At 68.5% G+C, this 17,400-nt stretch carries 21 protein-coding genes and 1 tRNA gene; 12 read left to right on the top strand and 10 right to left on the bottom strand.

Annotated elements, in window-relative coordinates:
• Positions 1–3: 3 nt before the first annotated feature.
• Positions 4–342 (top strand): GIY-YIG nuclease family protein, encoded by a 339-nt coding sequence (locus ABIE44_RS04300; protein WP_209721640.1) that lies wholly within the window; start codon positions 4–6, stop codon positions 340–342.
• Between the two features lie 221 nt (positions 343–563).
• Here ABIE44_RS04300 and ABIE44_RS04295 read toward each other — a convergent pair whose 3' ends face one another.
• The 5 genes from ABIE44_RS04295 to ABIE44_RS04275 are packed head-to-tail and all read right to left on the bottom strand — an operon-like array spanning position 564 to position 3,165.
• Entirely contained in the window at positions 564–1,055 is a 492-nt protein-coding gene (locus tag ABIE44_RS04295; RefSeq protein WP_209721642.1) for a hypothetical protein, read from the bottom strand.
• A 5-nt stretch (positions 1,056–1,060) separates the two neighbouring features.
• Complete coding sequence (locus ABIE44_RS04290; RefSeq protein ID WP_209721645.1) at positions 1,061–1,426, bottom strand: response regulator; 366 nt, start codon at positions 1,424–1,426, stop codon at positions 1,061–1,063.
• A gap of 39 nt (positions 1,427–1,465) precedes the next feature.
• Complete coding sequence (locus ABIE44_RS04285) at positions 1,466–1,918, bottom strand: chemotaxis protein CheX (protein ID WP_209721648.1); 453 nt, start codon at positions 1,916–1,918, stop codon at positions 1,466–1,468.
• A complete protein-coding gene (locus tag ABIE44_RS04280; protein WP_209721651.1) occupies positions 1,915–2,298 on the bottom strand; it encodes a response regulator in 384 nt (127 codons plus the stop codon). Before ABIE44_RS04280 ends, ABIE44_RS04285 begins: the two co-directional genes overlap by 4 nt.
• Positions 2,299–2,301: 3 nt before the next feature.
• Complete coding sequence (locus ABIE44_RS04275) at positions 2,302–3,165, bottom strand: CheR family methyltransferase (RefSeq protein WP_209721654.1); 864 nt, start codon at positions 3,163–3,165, stop codon at positions 2,302–2,304.
• A 116-nt stretch (positions 3,166–3,281) separates the two neighbouring features.
• Here ABIE44_RS04275 and ABIE44_RS04270 point away from each other — a divergent pair, with 116 nt between their 5' ends.
• From ABIE44_RS04270 to ABIE44_RS04240, 7 genes are all read left to right on the top strand, one after another.
• The gene (locus ABIE44_RS04270; RefSeq protein WP_354437839.1) at positions 3,282–4,337 is read left to right on the top strand and encodes a protein-glutamate methylesterase/protein-glutamine glutaminase; all 1,056 of its coding nucleotides are present in this window, start codon (positions 3,282–3,284) and stop codon (positions 4,335–4,337) included.
• Between the two features lie 48 nt (positions 4,338–4,385).
• Entirely contained in the window at positions 4,386–4,577 is a 192-nt protein-coding gene (locus tag ABIE44_RS04265) for a hypothetical protein (RefSeq protein WP_209721657.1), read from the top strand.
• Positions 4,578–4,619: 42 nt separating this feature from the next.
• Positions 4,620–5,738, top strand: a complete 1,119-nt coding sequence (locus ABIE44_RS04260; RefSeq protein ID WP_209721660.1) for a YlbL family protein — start codon at positions 4,620–4,622, stop codon at positions 5,736–5,738.
• Positions 5,738–6,319, top strand: coding sequence for a PPA1309 family protein (locus tag ABIE44_RS04255; RefSeq protein ID WP_209721663.1), 582 nt, complete (start codon positions 5,738–5,740; stop codon positions 6,317–6,319). The genes ABIE44_RS04260 and ABIE44_RS04255 overlap by 1 nt, the downstream gene beginning before the upstream one ends.
• Positions 6,312–9,275 (top strand): UPF0182 family membrane protein, encoded by a 2,964-nt coding sequence (locus ABIE44_RS04250; protein WP_209721666.1) that lies wholly within the window; start codon positions 6,312–6,314, stop codon positions 9,273–9,275. The genes ABIE44_RS04255 and ABIE44_RS04250 overlap by 8 nt, the downstream gene beginning before the upstream one ends.
• 2 nt (positions 9,276–9,277) lie before the next feature.
• Positions 9,278–9,880: a TetR/AcrR family transcriptional regulator gene (locus tag ABIE44_RS04245; RefSeq protein WP_209721669.1), complete on the top strand. Its 603-nt coding sequence runs from the start codon at positions 9,278–9,280 to the stop codon at positions 9,878–9,880.
• 64 nt (positions 9,881–9,944) lie between these two features.
• Positions 9,945–10,018: transfer RNA gene (locus ABIE44_RS04240), tRNA-Met, on the top strand.
• Between the two features lie 73 nt (positions 10,019–10,091).
• Here the strand turns inward: ABIE44_RS04240 and ABIE44_RS04235 are convergent.
• Positions 10,092–10,664, bottom strand: coding sequence for an ArsR/SmtB family transcription factor (locus tag ABIE44_RS04235; protein WP_354437837.1), 573 nt, complete (start codon positions 10,662–10,664; stop codon positions 10,092–10,094).
• 64 nt (positions 10,665–10,728) lie between these two features.
• On the opposite strand from ABIE44_RS04235, the gene ABIE44_RS04230 reads away from it, so the two are divergent.
• Positions 10,729–11,298 (top strand): dienelactone hydrolase family protein, encoded by a 570-nt coding sequence (locus tag ABIE44_RS04230; protein ID WP_209721672.1) that lies wholly within the window; start codon positions 10,729–10,731, stop codon positions 11,296–11,298.
• Positions 11,299–11,319: 21 nt separating this feature from the next.
• On the opposite strand, the gene ABIE44_RS04225 is transcribed toward ABIE44_RS04230, so the two are convergent.
• Entirely contained in the window at positions 11,320–12,078 is a 759-nt protein-coding gene (locus ABIE44_RS04225) for a DUF1206 domain-containing protein (protein WP_209721675.1), read from the bottom strand.
• Positions 12,079–12,318: 240 nt separating this feature from the next.
• On the opposite strand from ABIE44_RS04225, the gene ABIE44_RS04220 reads away from it, so the two are divergent.
• On the top strand, positions 12,319–12,669 hold the full coding sequence (locus ABIE44_RS04220) for a hypothetical protein (RefSeq protein WP_209721678.1): 351 nt from the start codon (positions 12,319–12,321) through the stop codon (positions 12,667–12,669).
• Positions 12,567–13,193 (top strand): glycoside hydrolase family 16 protein, encoded by a 627-nt coding sequence (locus ABIE44_RS04215; RefSeq protein ID WP_354438362.1) that lies wholly within the window; start codon positions 12,567–12,569, stop codon positions 13,191–13,193. The genes ABIE44_RS04220 and ABIE44_RS04215 overlap by 103 nt, the downstream gene beginning before the upstream one ends.
• Here ABIE44_RS04215 and ABIE44_RS04210 read toward each other — a convergent pair.
• The 3 genes from ABIE44_RS04210 to ABIE44_RS04200 all read right to left on the bottom strand — a co-directional run bounded on the left by ABIE44_RS04210 (position 13,177) and on the right by ABIE44_RS04200 (position 16,904).
• Positions 13,177–15,513 carry a SpoIIE family protein phosphatase gene (locus tag ABIE44_RS04210; RefSeq protein ID WP_209721684.1) on the bottom strand — a complete coding sequence of 779 codons (2,337 nt, stop codon included), beginning with the start codon at positions 15,511–15,513 and terminating at the stop codon, positions 13,177–13,179. The genes ABIE44_RS04215 and ABIE44_RS04210 overlap by 17 nt on opposite strands.
• The gene (locus ABIE44_RS04205) at positions 15,506–15,883 is read right to left on the bottom strand and encodes an STAS domain-containing protein (protein ID WP_209721687.1); all 378 of its coding nucleotides are present in this window, start codon (positions 15,881–15,883) and stop codon (positions 15,506–15,508) included. The genes ABIE44_RS04210 and ABIE44_RS04205 overlap by 8 nt, the downstream gene beginning before the upstream one ends.
• Positions 15,884–16,016: 133 nt before the next feature.
• Positions 16,017–16,904 carry a hypothetical protein gene (locus ABIE44_RS04200; RefSeq protein ID WP_209721690.1) on the bottom strand — a complete coding sequence of 296 codons (888 nt, stop codon included), beginning with the start codon at positions 16,902–16,904 and terminating at the stop codon, positions 16,017–16,019.
• 75 nt (positions 16,905–16,979) lie between these two features.
• On the opposite strand from ABIE44_RS04200, the gene ABIE44_RS04195 reads away from it, so the two are divergent.
• Positions 16,980–17,336, top strand: coding sequence for a TraR/DksA family transcriptional regulator (locus ABIE44_RS04195; RefSeq protein ID WP_354437836.1), 357 nt, complete (start codon positions 16,980–16,982; stop codon positions 17,334–17,336).
• The last annotated feature ends 64 nt before the right edge of the window (positions 17,337–17,400 follow it).

Genomic DNA, 17,400 nt, shown 5'->3' with positions numbered 1-17,400 from the left:
CCGATGGGCTACCTCTACATCCTCGAGTGCGTCGACGGTTCCTACTACGTCGGAAGCACGACGAACCTCGAAGCACGGGTCCAGGAGCACAACCTCGGCAAGGGCACCGCGTACACCCGCAAGCGCCGGCCGGTTGTCCTCAAGTGGTCGCAGCAGTTCGACCGGATCGAGGAGGCGTACGCGCGGGAGAAGCAGGTCCAGGGCTGGAGCAGGGCCAAGCGTGAGGCGTTGATGGAGGGCCGTCTGGAGGACCTGCCCGAGCTGTCCCGGAGCATGGCCGATCGCAGTGCGGGTTCCGACGTCTCGGCAAGCTCGACGACCGGGGGCTCGGTGCTCCAGTGACCTCGCCACGTCTCGGCAAGCTCGACGACCGGGGGCTCGGTGCTCCAGTGACCTCGCCACGTCTCGGCAAGCTCGACGACCGGGGGCTCGGTGCTCCAGTGACCTCGCCACGTCTCGGCAAGCTCGACGACCGGGGGCTCGGTGCTCCAGTGACCTCGCCACGTCTCGGCAGGCTCGACGACCGGGTTTGGTTCAGACGTCTCGGCAAGCTCGACGACCGACTACGCGACGAGGACGACCGACAGCCGTCCGGCGCCGTAGCCTCCGACCTCGACGGCCAGGTCCTCGCGGCGGCCCAGCGTCAGGGCGCGGGCCATCACGTCACCGGGGAGCGGAGCTCCGACGTGGTGGGCGTCGTACAGGCGCACGTGGGTGGCGCCGTCGTGGTTGAACAGCGAGGCGGCGATGTTCAGCACCTCGTAGACGTTCTCCTGCAGCGTCTGGTTCAGGACGCGCTCCTCGATCGCGGTCTCCGCGCCGGCGGCGGGCACCAGCCCGATGGCGGCGCCGGCGTACGCCGACAGCGGGAGGTCGAACGCGATCACCGAGGTCACCTGGAGGGTGTCGTCGACGTACACCGCGACCGTGCACGGGTTGTTCGGGGTCGGCGCCAGCGGGGGTGTCGGACTCACCTGGATGTCCCGGTCGAGGAGGTCGGTCAGGAGGTCGCGGATCTCCTTGACCTGCGGCAGGTAGGAGGTCTGGACGTACACGGAGCTCAGCCCTTGAGGACGGGTGCGAGCACCTCGTCGAAGGCTTCCGGGGTGAACGGCTTGGCGATCAGGAACAGCGCACCGCCCGCCGAGGCGCGGGCGCGCATGTCTGCCGAGCCCTCGGAGGTGACGAAGCCGAACGGGACGGTCGAACCGCTGGAGCGCAGCGCGTCGAGCAGGTCGATGCCGGTCATCTCCGGCATGTTCCAGTCCGAGAGCACGAGGTCGGGGGCCTCGCTGCGAACCAGGTCGAGCGCCTCCTTTCCGTTCTCGGCCTCGACGACGTCGTGGCCGGCGTACCCGGCCTGGCGCAGGGTCCTGATCACGATCTGCCGCATCACGCGGCTGTCGTCGGCGACGAGGATCTTCATGGGGTGCTCCTGGTGGTGGTCGGTGGTTCAGTCGGTGGTTCAGTGGTGGGAGTTCTGGACGTGGACGCTGACGACGAGCGGCGCGCCCGCCCAGGTGGCGTCGAAACGGCAGACCTCGACGACGTCGGAGGGCCGGGCGACGCGGCCGGCGGCGACCACGGGCAGCGACAGCGCGCTCGGACCGGGCATCAGGCTCTTCACGCCGCCGCCGATCATGTTGACCAGCTCTCCGACGGCGTCCGCGACGTCCTCGTCCGGGGTGGCGTCGACCATCAGCATCCGCCGGGTGATCTCCTCCGCGGTGCCGGTCGGCAGCTCGACGCTGATCATCCCGTGCCACTCGCCGGAGACGGTGACCGCGGAGGACCACCCGACGTCCAGGGTCGCGGGCGGTCCGATCAGCAGCGGGTCGGAGTCGCCGAGGAAGGAGGACCACACCTCGGTGACCACCATCTCGACGTCGGTCATCGACGGCTCGAGCATCGTCGTCATGCCGGCACCGCCTTCGCGACCAGACCCAGCAGCTCGAGCTTGTCCGCGATCGCGTCCGGGGTGAACGGCTTGATCACGTACTCGTGGGCGCCGGCGGCGAGCGCCCGCACGATCTGGCCGTGCTCGCTCTCCGTGGTCACCATCATCAGCGTGATGTCTCGCCACTCGGGGTTGGCGCGGACGTTGGTGATGAACGTGTAGCCGTCCATCACCGGCATGTTCCAGTCGATCAGGCACAGCGTCGGGATCCGCCCGGCGTTCAGGTGGTCCAGGGCCTCCTGGCCGTCGGCCGCCTCGAGGGTCTCGAAGCCGAGGTCGGTGACGATCCGGCGCAGGATGCTCCGCATCGCCCGTGAGTCGTCGATGATCAGCGCGTACATGGGTCAGGCTCCCGTCATGGCAGTGGGGTGGAGCGGGGCGGCCGTCGTGCTGGGCTGGTAGCCCGCCGGCCGGTGGATCTGGACGCGACCGTGGGCCTCGCGGCCCCAGTGGTCGTCCATGTCCAAGGTGGTCTCGGACGAACCGAGCAGCATGAAGCCGTCGGAGGCGACGACCTGGTGGACGCGGCGCAGGATGTCGCGCTTCATGTCCAGGTCGAAGTAGATGAGCACGTTGCGGATGAAGACGATGTCGAACGTCGGCAGCAGCGGGAAGCTGGTCGAGAGGTTCAGGTGCTGGGTGCGCACCATCTTCTTGAGGTCCTCGGAGACCTCCCACTCGCTGCCGGCCCGGGTGAAGTACTTCACCAGCGAGGTGGCCGGCAGTCCGCGGTTCATCTCCACCTGGCTGTAGCGCCCGGCGTTGACCCGCTCCAGCATCTTGGGGGAGACGTCGGTGGCGAGGATCTGCGCGGTCCAGCCGGGCGGCAGGTGCTGGTCCAGCAGCATGGCGAGGCTGTAGGCCTCCTGCCCGCTGCTGCACGCGGCGGACCAGATCGAGATGTGCCGCACGTGCGCCCTCGACTGGATCAGCGACGGCAGCATCACGTCGGTGAAGGCCTGGTACGGCGCGTTGTCCCGGAACCAGGAGGTCTCGTTGATCGTGAGCGCGTCGAGGACCTTGGCGCGTTCGCCGAGGTCGGTCTGCAGCTTCACGACGTAGGCGTCGACGTCCGCGCACCCGGCCTCGCGGGCCAGGGGCAGGAGTCGTGCCTCGACGAGGTACTCCTTGCCGGGGTCATAGAGCATGGCCGTCTCCCGGCGTACCAGGTCGGAGACGAACGTGAAGCTCGACGGGGAAATGGTCACGGCGGACTCATCGGTCCTGCCCCGGGGTTCCTGAGCAGTCGTACGGAAACCCGGACCAAGGTCACTCGGGACCCCGGGGGGCTCAGGACACCGGCCCGGGCGCCGATAGGGCCTGCGTGATTCGTGTCCTGGTTGTCGACGACTCCGCCCTGGTGCGGCGGCTGATCACCACCTCTCTCGGGCTCGACCCGGAGATCGAGGTCGTCGGGACGGCGACCAACGGCCGCGAGGCGATCGAGTACGTCGACCGGCTCAAGCCGGACGCGGTGACCCTCGACATCGAGATGCCGATCCTCGACGGCATCGGCGCGCTCGACGCGATCCGGCGCAAGCACGCCCGGTTGCCGATCATCATGTTCTCGACGCTCACCGAGAAGGGGGCGACGAAGACCCTGGAGGCCCTGTCGCTGGGTGCCTCGGACTTCGTCACCAAGCCGTCGAACACCACCTCGATGGCCGAGTCGATGGCGAGCGTGCGCGAACAGCTGATCCCCAAGCTCAAGGCGCTGGTCGGGGCGCGGCGGATCATCGGCGAGGGGCGGGAGCGTCCCCGGCCGGTCGTGGCCGCCGCACCCGTCCGCACCAGCGCGCCGACGGCCGTGCGCCCCGAGGTGCTGCTGATCGGCTGCTCCACCGGTGGTCCGGACGCGCTGTCCACCGTGCTGGAGGAGCTGCCCGGGAATCTGCGGGTGCCCGTGCTCGTGGTCCAGCACATGCCTCCACTCTTCACCACGATGTTCGCCGACCGGCTCGACCGCGCCTCGGCGCTCGCGGTGCGCGAGGCCGCCGAGGGCGACGAGGTGAGGCCCGGTGAGGTCCTGGTCGCGCCCGGCGGGTTCCACCTGCGGGTCCGGCGCACGGCGGGGGTCGTGCGCGCCCATCTCGACGAGGGACCGCAGGAGAACTTCGTGCGGCCGGCCGTCGACGCCCTGTTCCGATCCGCGGCTGAGGTGTACGGGGGTGCAGCGGCCGCACTCATCCTCACAGGGATGGGGTCGGACGGGCTCGTCGGCTGCCGGGTACTCGGCGAGCTGGGCGCGCGCGTCGTCGTCCAGGACGAGGCCTCGTCGGTGGTGTGGGGGATGCCCGGCGCCGTGGCGACCGCAGGCCTGGCGCACGAGGTGCTGCCGCTGGAGGACATCGCCGGCAAGCTCACCGCCCTCCTCGCCTGAGCGGCGCGCCTCGGCGATCGAGCCGGTTCGCCGAGGCACTATCGGAGTGTGGAGATTCTGCTCTGGCTCGTGCCCGCCGCCGTCACGACGGGGCTTGCCACGCTCTACGTGAGCTGGATCGGCCGCGAGCGCACCGAGCGCGAACCCACCGAGGCCGACCACGAGCGCTTCGCGGCGGCGATCACGAAGCCGCTGCCGCCGAGGGTGCAGCGCACCGAGCAGACCCGTCGCGCTTCCTAGGCCGCTCACTCTTTTGTTGCCCGCGTTTGAGAGGGTGGCTCCATGAGTCGCCGGACCGTTGCTGGTCTTCTCGCCCTCGGCCTGGCCGCCGCACTGCTGGTCGTGGCTGTCGTCATGCCCGTCCCGTACGTCACCTTCCGCCCCGGTCCGACGATCAACGTGCTGGCGCCGTACGACGGCAAGGACATCATCCAGATCACCGGGCGCAAGGTGTACAAGGACGACGGCGCACTCCGGATGGTCACCGTCTACCCGACCGGCCCGAAGGAGAAGCTCAGCTTCGCGACCGTCCTGGCCGGCTGGTTCTCCACGAGCACGGCGGTCCTGCCGCGTGGGGCGGTCTACCAGAAGCAGGACACCGCCAAGTCGGTGCAGCAGGAGTCCGCGCTGCAGATGACGACGTCGCAGGACAACGCGACCGTGGCGGCGCTGGACGCGGCCGGCATCACCTACAAGACGTCGGTGCTCGTCGGTCAGGTCGACCCGAAGGGTGCCTCGGCCGGCGTGCTCGAGGTGGGCGACGAGCTGCTGAGGATCAACGGCACCACGATCACCAGTCCCGAGCTGGTGCAGAAGACGATCCGGCCGCTGCCGGACAGGTCGAAGGTCACCTTCGACCTGCTGCGCAAGGGCAAGAAGCTGACCGTCTCGGTGCGGACCCGCGCCAGCGAGATCGAGCTGCCGGCGCCGACGAAGAAGCAGGAGACCTGCCCCGACGGCAGCCTCGTGCAGACCGCGAGCAAGAAGGTCTCGCTGATCGGCATCACGCCGGCGCCGCGCTACACGTACCCCTTCGACGTGAAGGTGAACCTGAGCGACAACATCGGCGGTCCGTCCGCAGGGATGATGTTCGCGCTGTCGATCTACGACCTGCTCACCCCGGGCTCCCTGACCGGCGGAAAGATCATCGCCGGCAGCGGTGAGATCAGCGAGGACGGCGTCGTCGGTGCGATCGGCGGCATCGGGCAGAAGCTCGTCGGCGCGCAGCGCGACGGCGCACACCTGTTCCTGGTTGCCGCCGAGAACTGGCAGGAAGCGATCCACTCCGACTACGACAGGTCGAAGCTCAAGCTGGTGAAGGTGCACACGATCGACGACGCCCTGAAGGCGATCAAGGCCTACCGCGAGAACCCCGACGCGGCCCCGAAGGGATGTTCCTGATGAGCCAAGGACCCACCGAACGACCGGCCGAGATGCAGCACCACGTCGGCCCGTTGTACGACGTCGCGCGCGAGCTCGAGGCGCATGCCAGCCAGGCCGGCTGGGACCAGCCGGACAAGCTGTTCGCGATCGCCCGCACCGCCGATCTCGTCGAGCGCGAGCCCGCGCTGGCCTCGGCCCTCGGCCTCGACGGTGAGGTCAGCGACGAGGACCTGACGCCGATCGAGCAGGAGGCGACCGCGCCGGGGCTGAGCCTGGAGGACGTGCTCGCGCAGATCGAGTGGCCCGAGGAGGTCGCCGGCGTCGCCGCGATCGCCGAGAGGTTGGTGCTCCCACCCGGTACCGACGACCAGATCCCCTCCGACCCGGTCGCGGCCAAGGAGTTCGCCGCCAACCACCCGGAACGGCAGGAGGTGCGGCTGGTCGCAGCCGTGCTCCGCACCGGCGAGACTGCTTGCGCGTTGCGGCTAAAGTCACATGACGCCGACGACCTCGTCCTGACCGGGCCGGACCTGGTCCCGGGCCTGCTCGTCCAGTTGAAAGCCACGCTCTACCCAGAGGAGACAGCGGCCGATGAGTGACTTCTTCGCCGACGACGCCGACCCCACCCGCCCGGGTCCGCCGCGGCCGGGAGCAGGCGGTCGCGGTGACTCGCGCCGTCCGCGCCCGCTGGTCCTCACCCTGATCGTGATGGCCGCACTGCTGATCGGCTTCTCGCTGTTCGCCTCGGTCTGGACCGACAAGCTCTGGTTCCGTTCCATCGGCTACTCCGAGGTCTTCAACAAGCTGCTGTGGACCAAGGTCGGCATGTTCCTCGTCTTCGGCCTGGTGATGGCGCTCGTCGTGGGCGTCAACCTGTTCATCGCCTACCGGATCCGTCCGCTCTTCCGGCCGAACTCGGCGGAGCAGGCGAACCTCGAGCGCTACCGCGAGGTGATCACCCCGATCCGCAAGGTGCTGCTCGTCGCGGCAAGCCTCGTCTTCGCGATCTTCGCCGGCGCCTCGGCGACCGGTCAATGGCGCACCTACCTGCTGTGGCAGAACCGCCAGTCCTTCGGCCAGGAGGACGCGTACTTCAAGAAGGACCTGGGCTACTACGTCTTCACGCTGCCGTGGCAGCACTGGCTGGTCGACTTCGCGATGACCGCGATCGTCATCGGCCTCATCGCCGCGGTCTTCGTGCACTACATCTACGGCGGCATCCGTCTCCAGGCGCGCTCGGGCAAGGTCTCCGGTGCGGCCCAGGCACAGCTCTCGGTCCTCCTCGGTCTGCTGGTCCTGCTGAAGGCGGTCGACTACTACCTCGACCGCTTCGACCTGACCTCGCAGGGCGGCAGCCTGATCGACGGCATGACCTACTCCCGCGAGCACGCGGTGCTACCGAGCAAGAACATCCTGATCGCGATCGCCGTGATCTGCGCGGTGCTTTTCTTCGCCAACGTGTGGCGGCGGACCTGGATGCTCCCCGGCATGGGTCTGGCCCTGTTCGCGCTCGCCGCGATCCTGCTCGGAGCCGTCTGGCCGGCGACGGTCCAGCGCTTCCAGGTGAAGCCGGACGAGCCGGACAAGGAGTCGTCGTACATCGAGAACAACATCAAGGCGACCCGGAAAGCGTTCCAGCTGACCGACACCAAGGTGACCACCTACGACTCCAAGACCACGGTCTCGAACCAGCAGCTCAACACCGACGCCGCCTCGCTCCCGGGCATCCGCCTGCTCGACCCGAGCGTCGTCGGCCCTGCGTTCGACCAGCTGCAGCAGCCCCGCCGCTACTACGGCGTGCCGTCGGTGCTCGACGTCGACCGGTACGTCGTCAACGGCAAGGAGCGCGACATGGTCGTCGCTGCGCGGGAGATGGACCTCTCGGGTCTGCCCGACGCGCAGAAGAAGTGGGCCAACGAGCACACCGTGTACACCCACGGGTACGGGATGATCGCGGCGTTCGGCAACCAGCAGGACGCCGACGGCAAGCCGGTCGCCGCCTCGGCGGGCAGCGACCCGGCCTGGGCGGAGGAGAAGCTGCCGCCCGAAGGTGCCCTGACCGATCTGAGTCCAGGTGGTTACGAGGGCCGGATCTACTTCGGCGAGAACAGTCCCGAGTACTCCATCGTCGGGCGCGAGAAGGGCGCGAAGGCCGTCGAGCTCGACTACCCCGAAGGTGGCGGAACGTCCGGCAACGCGAAGACCACGACGTACGACGGCAAGGGCGGCGTGCCGGTCGGCGGGCTGTTCAACAAGCTGCTGTACGCCGTGAAGTTCGGCGACCCGAACATGGTCCTGTCCTCGCGCGTCGGCTCCGAGTCCAAGGTCCTCTACGACCGGTCCCCGCGCGAGCGGGTGCAGAAGGTCGCGCCCTGGCTGACCGTCGACGGTGACGCTCTCCCTGCGGTGGTCGACGGCCGGATCGTCTGGATCCTCGACGGCTACACCGTCACCGACAAGTACCCGTTGTCGGAGAAGCGGTCCCTGACCGACATGACCTCGGACGCGCTCAACCCGCGCTCGGCGTACGCGACCTTGCCGACCGACGAGATCAACTACATGCGCAACGCGGTCAAGGCGACCGTGGACGCCTACGACGGCACCGTGACGCTCTACGAGTGGGACGGCGACGACCCGATCCTCAAGGCGTGGGAGGGCGCGTTCCCCGGTGTGGTGAAGTCGAAGAAGAGCATCCCGGCCGACCTGCTCGACCACTTCCGCTACCCGGGCGACATGTTCAAGGTGCAGCGCAACCTGCTCGCCGAGTACCACGTCGAGGACGCCAAGGTCTTCTACGAGGGCAGCGACAAGTGGGAGGTCCCCGAGGACCCCGAGAAGACCAGCAACAAGCAGCCGCCGTACCGGCTCTCGGTCGCGACCAAGACGGGGGAGGAGCCGGTCTTCTCGCTCACCTCGGTCTACGTGCCGTCGAAGAAGCAGAACCTGGCCTCGTTCATCTCGGTGGGCGCAGACGCCTCTGACCCCAGCACCTACGGCAAGTTCCAGGTGCTCCGGCTCCCGGACACCTCCCAGGTGCCGGGCCCCTCGCAGATCGCGAACCAGTTCAACTCCGACACGACCGTGGCCGGGCGCCTGCTCGACTTCAAGCGCGGCGGTACGACGGTGAAGTCCGGCAACCTGCTGACCTTGCCGGTCGGCGGCGGCCTCCTCTACGTGCAGCCGATCTACACGCTGCGCGAGGGCGGTTCGGGCAACTACCCGGTGCTCCGGTTCGTGGTGGCCTCGCTCGGCAAGAAGGTCGGGATCGGCTCGACGCTGCAGGAGGCCCTGAACGGTGTGCTGGGGACCGACTCGGAGGCACCCTCCACCCCGGACACCCCGGACACGCCTGATGCTCCCGACACGCCGGACACCCCGACGAAGCCGGACCTGAACGCCACGGCGATCCAGCTGCTCAAGGACGCGAACGAGGAGTTCCGGCTCGCGGACGAGGCGCTCAAGGCCAAGAACCTCGCGGAGTACGCCGACCACATCGACAAGGCCGAGGACCTGGTGGTCCGAGCGCTGGCGGCGGAGTCCAAGGGCACGGGCTAGCCGTGCCCCGCGTCACCGACACACGTCCGCCGGCCGAGCCCAGCTCGGAGGGGCAGAAGGCGCGCTACCAGCGGATCATCGAGGTGGCCTCGGAGCTCGGGTCCCAGCACGACTTCGACAGCCTGCAGATGCAGGACGTGGCGACCGGGGCCGAGGTCGCGATCGCCACGCTCTACCGGTACTTCCCGTCCAAGGTGCACCTGCTGGTGGCGGTGATGCGCGCTCAGGTGGACCGGGTCGACCGGGCCCGGGTGTCGCCGAAGGAAGGTCAGTCGCCGGCCGAGGCCGCCAGCGAGCTGCTGATCGGGCTGACCGTGCACATGCACAGCCAGCGGCGGCTCTCGCTGTCGGGCATCCAGGCGATGATCTTCGCGGAGAGCCTCGAGAACCCCGACCGGGAGCGGATCAAGGTCGCGTTCTCCGACATCATCCTGCGGCTCGCGAACTGGAACACCGATCCGACCGACGACCAGCGTCGTCGCGCGTGGCTGCTGACCCAGTGCTGGTTCGGTGTCCTGATGCAGGTGCTCAACGGCAGTCGCTCGCGCCCCATGGCCGACGCCGACATCCGCCGAGCCTGCGAGCTGCTGCTCTCCGGTGGTTGAGCTCGTCGAAACCCACCCCGATTTGGGGACCCAGGCACCCACCCGGTAAAGTTCTGCTCACCGACGCGGGGTGGAGCAGCTCGGTAGCTCGCTGGGCTCATAACCCAGAGGTCGCAGGTTCAAATCCTGCCCCCGCTACAAAGAACAGGGCCTGATCTGCAGTGATGCAGATCAGGTCCTGTCGCTTTGCTGCGGTGCCCAGCGGACTTCATCACTCGTCCGCCAGCTCTCTCGGCGCCAGGGTCGGGTGATCGGTGGGGTAGATGCCGACGGCGAACCCGTAGGTGGTGGACCCGGACCGCGGCAGCTGGTCGAACCGCTCGACGAGCGCGGCCATCTCGCTCCAGAACTGCGAGGCCTGGTCCTTGGTGAGACGGGCGTGCCGGATGAACGCCCAGAGCTTCTTGTCCTCAAAGGCAGGAGCCGACTCGCGCGCGGCCAGCTCGAAGTCGTTGAAGTCCCCGGGCAGCTCCTCGCCGGCGGGGGAGTAGTCCGACGCGATGTAGAACATGCGCGCGACGCGGCCGTAGGTACGTTCCTCGATCGCACGCACCTTCCGGGTGCTGACCACCTGGAGGAGGCCGTTGTCGGTCAGCACGCCCACGTGGTGGGCGACGGTGCTCTTGGGGCGTTCGACCGCCGTAGCGATCTCGGTGACCGTGGCGGCGCGCTCGTGGAGAAGCTGGAGGATCGTGGTGCGAAGAGGGTGCGAGATCGCGCGGACCTGCGCAGGTGTGGTCAGCGCCATCCGGGCGACCTGCTCGAGCGGACTGTTGTCAGGCACGAAAAATCATTCTAGTCTCAACGAATGTTCGAAGTAAGTCGATCATTCTCGGAAAGGCACCTCCATGGCTGACGTCCTGCTCTTCCACCACGTGCAAGGCCTGACCGACGGGGTCCGTGCCTTCGCGGCCGACCTGGAGGCAGCCGGTCACGTCGTCCACACGCCTGACCTGTTCGAGGGGCGGACCTTCGACACGATCGGGGAGGGCCTGGACCACGTGCGCAGCGAGGGTTTCGACGTGATCGGGCAGCGCGGGGTAGCCGTAGCCGACGCGTTGCCCGCCGACCTCGTGTACGCCGGGTTCTCCTACGGCGTCACCTTGGCTCAGCGGCTCGCGCAGACCCGTCCTGGCGCCCGTGGTGCCCTGTTCTTCTGCTCGTGCCTGCCGGTCTCCGAGTTCGGCGACCGGTGGCCGGCCGGTCTTCCGGTCCAGATCCACGGGAAGGAGGGTGACGAGTTCTTCGACGAGGACCTGCTGGCCGCGCAAGAGCTCGCCGACGCCGTCGACGTCGCCGAGCTCTACCTGTACCCCGGCGAGGAGCACCTCTTCGCGGACTCGTCGCTCGCGGCGTACGACGCGGCTGCCGCAGAGCTGATGACGAGCCGGGTACTCACCTTCCTGTCCGCGACCTGAGTCGGACCGTTCCCCGGATGATTACGTCGACAGGTGCCGGGCGCGGGCGAAGCAGAAGAGCCCGTACGCCGCGAACCCGACCGAGATCGCGCCGAGCAGGTAGGGCCCGAAGGGCTGCTGCAGGACCGTGCGCAGCGCCTGGTCCAGCCCTCCGGACTTCGTCGGGTCGTGGCTGAGGGCCGAGTAAAGAAACAGGCTTCCCACGGCAGCGATGGACAGTCCCTTCGCCGTGTAGCCCGCTTTGCCCAGAGCCAGGTACACGGCGCCCGTCTCGCCGGTCCGGCCTTCGCCGGTGAGGTGCTCGGCGAACTTCTCGGTCAGCCCGCGGACGACGTGCCGCGCCCCGTAGCCGATGATGGCGACACCGACCAGCCCCACGAGCAGGGTGCCCGCGGGAAGGTCCATCAGCCTGGCTGTCGTCGAGCGTCCGCGTGAGCTCGATCCGGCACCCGCCGCGACCTTCAGTGCACTGAGGCCGACGCCTGCGTACACCACCGCCTTGCCGAGCGAGACGGCCCGCGACCGCCAGCGCTCCTTCCCGTCGAGCTCCCGGTGGCCGGCCGAGGCCTCCAGGAGTCGCCAGACGACGAGGATGCCCATCCCGATCGCGACGGCCCAGGTCAGCGCTTCGCCGAACGGCTGCTCTGCAAGCTGACGCATCGCGCCCGCACTGTCGGCGTTCCCCTCGTTGTCGCCGAGCGCGAGCTGGAGCCCGAGCCACGCGATCAGCAGGTGCACGACGCCGTAGGCGACCAGGCCCAGGCGAATCCCCGCGTCCAACCCAGCACTGTCCGCGATGCTTCGCGCTGTCGATCGAGAGTTCCCCACCAGGCGAAACTAGCCCCGCTCGGTCGCATCACGAACCGCGCCCCTCGGTAGCACAGCGTTTTACCAGAAAAAGGAAATAAGCGATTTAACGGACATTCCGGTCTAGTCCCCCTACGCTCGAGTCCTTGACAGGTACTCGAACCCGCCTCCGCACCCGGTGACGGTTCAGCACCGCGAGCGGGGGAGAAAGACATGAAGGTTCGCTACGTATCGGCACTGGCGGTCAGCGTCACGTTCGTCCTGGCCGGACTGGCCCAGACCACGACAGAGCCGGCGGCGGCCGCTGAAGCGACCTCGGACGCCTGCGGGACGAAGATCGTCAAGTCGACCGGTGGCACCTGGGAATGCACGCTCGCCGACAACTTCGACGGCACCAGCCTGAACCGCAACGTCTGGATGCCGCAGACCGATTTCGCCATGGGCACCCAGGCCGCACACGCCTGCTTCGTCGACGACCCGGCGTACGTCGGGGTCTCCGGCGGTTCGCTCAACCTGACGCTGCGCAAGGTCATACGTCGGTCAGCTGCAGCTTCGGGGGACTGACCGGGCCGACGAAGTTCGTCTCCGGCGGCGTCATGAGCTACCGGCTCTTCAGCCAGCAGTTCGGGCGGTTCGAGGCGCGGATCAAGAACACCGCGACGACCGCGAAGGGCCTCCAGGAGGCGTTCTGGCTGTGGCCCGACGACCGGGTGAAATCCACGGCCGTCTGGCCGGCTGCCGGCGAGATCGACATCAGCGAGACCTACTCGTCCTACCCGAAGCTCTCGATCCCGTTCCTGCACTACAGCGCCGACATCTTCGGATCGAGGTACGGCGTCAACACGGCCATCAACTGCGCGGCTGACCGCGGGGTGTGGAACACCTACACGTTGGAGTGGTCCGCCTCGAAGATCCAGATCTTCGTCAACAACAAGCTCTGCCTGACCAACACCTCGGGCGACAAGGCGTTCCTCAAGCCGTACATCATCGCGCTCACCCAGGGGATGGGCGCTAAGGGCAACGAGTACAACACCGCGACGCCGGTCCCGGCCACGATGAACGTCGACTACGTCAAGGTGTGGAAGTAGGCGCTACCCGGAAGGCGAGCATCGTGACGTCGTCGTCGGTGCTCGTCCGGGCCCGGTCCCGCACCCGCCCGAGCCAGGTGGGCAGGTCGTCGCTCCCGACAGCCAGGTCGGGGTGCCTCAGATCGCGCAGCGAGTCGTCCAGCACGACGCCGCGGCGCTCGACGAGGCCGTCGGTGTAGAGCAGGAAGCTGGCACCGTCCGGGATCGGTTCGGTCCGCAGCCCGTCGTGGATACCGGCGATCCCGACTCCGAGGACAGGTCGGTGGGCGACGGTGACCGGCCCCGGCCCGGACCCGGTGTCGACCAGGATCGGCGGGTGTCCCGCGGTCGCCCCGGTGTAGGTGCCGGCCGCCTGGTCCACGACGACCATGGCCGCGGTGGCCAGCTGGCCGGGCATCATCCGGGCGACGAACGCGTCCAGCTTCTCCAGGCAGGTCATCGGGTCGTGACCCTCGAGGAGGTAGGCGCGCAGGCTGGTGCGCATCTGGACCATGGTCGACGCGGCGGCGAACCCGTGGCCGGCCACGTCGCCGACGATGAAGGCGGCCCGACCGTCCCTGGTGTCGACCACGTCCCACCAGTCGCCGGCCAGCTGGTACTGCGAGGACGGCAGGTACAGCGCTGCGATGTCGAAGCCGGAGACCTCGGGTTCGCGGTCGAGCTCGACGCTCTCCTTGAGCGACTCGGCCACGGCGACCTGCTCGCGGGACCGGCTGAGCACCACTCCCTGCAGGTCGATCCCGAACGCTTCAGCCGCCTCCAGCTGAGCAGCCGTCCAGGGTTCGCTGCGTCCGTGCACGACCTGGCGCCACTTCTCGAACGACTTGCGCGGGCTCAACCGGACGCCGGGTGGCTCCTGCTCGGCGAGCAGCTTGTTCGTGGGGTCGCCGCCCCAATCCACCTGCTGGACCTGCTCGGGTCGCAGCCACAGCATGTAGCGGTCGGAAGCCGAACCTATCCGGAGGGCGCCGGCGGCGATGTCGGACAGGGACGCGAACGTCGGGTCGAGCACGGCCAGGTGGTCGGTCGAGGTGGCGTAGTCGCCAGGCCGTTCGAGCAGGTCGGCGATCCGGTCCAGGTCCTGCAGAGGAGGCACGGTGCCGACGCTCAGGACCTGGTCCCCGTTGCGCACCGCGACCGCAGTGGCGCCCAGGAAGGCTGCCAGGTCCGGGTGGGCGATCATGCCCTCCAGTGGATCGCCGATCGCCTCACGTGCCGAGCCGATGATCGCTGCCTGCCGTCGACGCAGTGTCAGGCCGGCTCCGCGGATCTCTGCCTGCTCGCGGTCGACGAACATCTGCGAGGCGACCTGGCCGAGCAGCTCCGCTGCTGCGCGTGCGTCCTGGGACGGGCGGTGCGGACCGCTGTAGTGGTGACAGGCGACCAGGCCCCAGAGCTTGCCCTCGGCCACGATCGAGACCGACAGCGACGCGGTGACCCCCATGTTGGCGAGGTACTCCAGGTGCACCGGGGACACGCTGCGCAGCGTGGAGAAGGACAGGTCGAGCGGGGCGTTCGTCGCGGGATCGAGGACCGGCTCCAGAGGAACGGGGCGGTAACCGATGTCGGCGATCAGTCTGATCCAGTTGACGGTGTACAGCCTGCGCGCCTGGGCGGGGATGTCGCTGGCGGGGTAGTGCAGGCCCAGGAACGGGTTGAGGTCCGGGTGCTTCGCATCGGCGATGACCTCTCCGTTCCACTCGGCGTCGAACCGGTAGACCATGGCGCGGTCGAAGCCGAGCAGGTCGCGGATCTCGGTCGAGAGCTGGTCGGCGAGGTCGATGACGTCGGTCGTCGCCGCGAGCCGACCGATCGCACGGCGTGCGGACCTCAGCGAGAGGCCCGAGACCGCGTGCTCCTCGACGGCCTCGATCTCGACCACCAGACGGTCCCCGCTGTGGTGCGTCCGGACGTCGGTGAGGCGTCCGGCCAGCGACCCGGCCAGCGTCCGCGGAAGGCGCGCGGGGAACAGGTCCGTCTCCCCGGGCGAGGTCGCGCCCGCGCGGACCAGTGCGGCGACCTCGCTCCCGACGAGATCGTCCAGGTCGGCACCGAGAGCGCGCTCGACCTCGGTCCCGAGCAGCTCATCGGTGTTCGCCGAGACCGAGACCACCCGACCGGTCCGGTCGACGGCGATCAGGACGCCGTGGGGCTGGATGGCGCCGGGGATGTGGATCGGTTCGGCGTCGCAGTTGCTGAGGTCCGTCGCGACGTACGCCGGCGTGTGCTGCTGGGGAACGGCCGGGAGGACGGTCGGCGCGTAGAGCCGGTCGGCCGCTTCGTTCCCGGTCCGGGGAGCGGTCCCCCCGGGGTCAGACAAGCTCGGTGGCGCCGTCGACGTCGGAGACCTCGTGGGCGATCGCCTGGTCCACGGTGTCGTAGAGCCCGAAGACCTTGTCGAGCCCGGTCAGCGCGAGCACCTTGCGGACCGGAGGCGTCGGGGCGACCAGACGGACCCAGCCGCCCCACTCGTTGGCCCGCCGCCCCACACCCAGCATGGTGCCGATGGCGAGGGAGTCGACGAACTCCGTCCGGGCGAGGTCGAGCACCATCCGGTTCGTCGTCGGGGTCACCACGTCCACGAAGATCTCACGGAGCATGTCGACGGTCGAGATGTCGAACTCGCCGACCGGCGCGACGACAGCGACGCCGTCCTGTTCGGAGCTCTGGATGTACGGAAGTGCGGTCATGGGAGGTCCCTTCGGAGCGTGTCGGGAACCCGCCGGCTGTGTGACTGGTTCCACGGCGCGCACCTGACCCGGGAGGCCTCCCGCATCAGCTGCTCCCCCTGACGCTACACCCCGACCTCGCGGAGAGCGACGATCAGGCCTGGTTCTCGGCCTTCGCCACGCCCAGGCGGCTGTGCGGGCTGTCGTACGCCGCGGGCCACTCCAGGATGGCGGGCTCGTGGCGCCGGATGATCTCGGCCAGCAGATCGGCCGGGTCCGGGAAGTCCGAGGGTTCGATGGCGTCGTGCACCCGCCCGTAGGGCAGCCCGTCGGCCCCCTTGTGCGAGGAGATGATGACGACGGGAACGTTCGTCTGGACCGCGAGGCGTGCCATGCCGAAGGAGCCCAGCATGTCGCGACCGAGGAACTTGATCGGCGTGCGGCCGGCGACGTCGAAGGCGATCGCGAGAACGCCACCGTTCTCGAGGATCTCGATCATGGGCCCGGTGCCGTCGGTGGCGGACATGAGCTTGATGTTCGGTCCGTAGGCGCAGACCTTGAAGTGCTGACGCAGGGCGAGGGGTGCCTTCTTGTCGAACGCCTCGGGGGAGACGACACCGTTGACGATGAAACCAGGGCGCTCGGACTTGGGTACGCCCGCCAGGTCGTCGGCGACACGGGCCATCGAGGACACCACCCCGTTGTACTGACCGTGGTGGACGAAGCTGATGATGACGCCTCGGCCGCGTGAGCGGGCCTCGAGGAACTTCTCGACGTCCTCGACAGGCTGGCGGCTCAGGTGCTTGGGGTGCCAACGACGGTAGTTGCGCAGCACGTCGAACTCGGCGTACTCGCGGGCGATCTGCGGGACCTCGTGAACGCGGTCGGTGTACTCGAGGAGGAAGTGCATGTTCTCCTCCTGCACGGCACGGAACTGGTCGTTCCCCCAGAAGCCGTCGACTCGCCGCCGGGCGATGCCTTGAAGACTGCGCCACGGGAGGAAGCGGGGGAGCTGCTTTGCGGTGTCACCGAGGAATCCCATGGCCGAAACCCTAGGGGTTGGGACGCCACGTCGCGCCGATACTGCCGGGTAATGTCAGCCGGCCCGAATTTGTCGGTGACCCCCGTCATCATCGAGCACGTGGACGAGACCCTTGCGCGCCTGACCGCCGATCGCGCCCGTGCCAGCGGGCGACTGGCTGAGGTGTCCGAGAGCTTCCAAGGTGTCGTGGTCGCGTCGCGCGACAGCAACGCGGACGACGAGCACGACCCCGAGGGTGCGACCATCGCGTTCGAGCGGTCACAGATCAGTGCCGTCGCTGCGCAGCTTCTTCAGCACCTCGCCGAGATCGACGGTGCCGTACGTCGCTGGGAGTCCGGCACGTACGGCATCTGCGAGCGGTGCGGAGGTCAGATCGCCCCGGGCAGGCTGGAAGCGAGACCGGTGGCGCGGACCTGCGTCGCCTGCGTGTGAGGGAGATCAGCGTCGAAAGTAGAGAAATGTGCTGGTCAAAGGCTCCTTTCTTTCCCAGACTCGA

The sequence above is a fragment of the Marmoricola sp. OAE513 genome, from assembly GCF_040546585.1.
Classification (GTDB): domain Bacteria; phylum Actinomycetota; class Actinomycetes; order Propionibacteriales; family Nocardioidaceae; genus Marmoricola.
The sequence above is the reverse complement of the archived record's forward strand: the minus strand, read 5'-3'. Positions and strand labels throughout refer to the sequence as shown.

What these genes read in the sequence shown, in the direction of transcription:
- ABIE44_RS04300 (WP_209721640.1), top strand. Translation starts at nt 4, where the DNA reads ATGGGCTACCTCTACATCCTCGAGTGCGTCGACGGTTCCTACTACGTC.
- ABIE44_RS04290 (WP_209721645.1), bottom strand. Translation starts at nt 1,426, where the DNA reads ATGAAGATCCTCGTCGCCGACGACAGCCGCGTGATGCGGCAGATCGTG.
- ABIE44_RS04285 (WP_209721648.1), bottom strand. Translation starts at nt 1,918, where the DNA reads ATGACGACGATGCTCGAGCCGTCGATGACCGACGTCGAGATGGTGGTC.
- ABIE44_RS04280 (WP_209721651.1), bottom strand. Translation starts at nt 2,298, where the DNA reads ATGTACGCGCTGATCATCGACGACTCACGGGCGATGCGGAGCATCCTG.
- ABIE44_RS04260 (WP_209721660.1), top strand. Translation starts at nt 4,620, where the DNA reads ATGAGTCGCCGGACCGTTGCTGGTCTTCTCGCCCTCGGCCTGGCCGCC.
- ABIE44_RS04255 (WP_209721663.1), top strand. Translation starts at nt 5,738, where the DNA reads ATGAGCCAAGGACCCACCGAACGACCGGCCGAGATGCAGCACCACGTC.
- ABIE44_RS04250 (WP_209721666.1), top strand. Translation starts at nt 6,312, where the DNA reads ATGAGTGACTTCTTCGCCGACGACGCCGACCCCACCCGCCCGGGTCCG.
- ABIE44_RS04230 (WP_209721672.1), top strand. Translation starts at nt 10,729, where the DNA reads ATGGCTGACGTCCTGCTCTTCCACCACGTGCAAGGCCTGACCGACGGG.
- ABIE44_RS04220 (WP_209721678.1), top strand. Translation starts at nt 12,319, where the DNA reads ATGAAGGTTCGCTACGTATCGGCACTGGCGGTCAGCGTCACGTTCGTC.
- ABIE44_RS04205 (WP_209721687.1), bottom strand. Translation starts at nt 15,883, where the DNA reads ATGACCGCACTTCCGTACATCCAGAGCTCCGAACAGGACGGCGTCGCT.
- ABIE44_RS04200 (WP_209721690.1), bottom strand. Translation starts at nt 16,904, where the DNA reads ATGGGATTCCTCGGTGACACCGCAAAGCAGCTCCCCCGCTTCCTCCCG.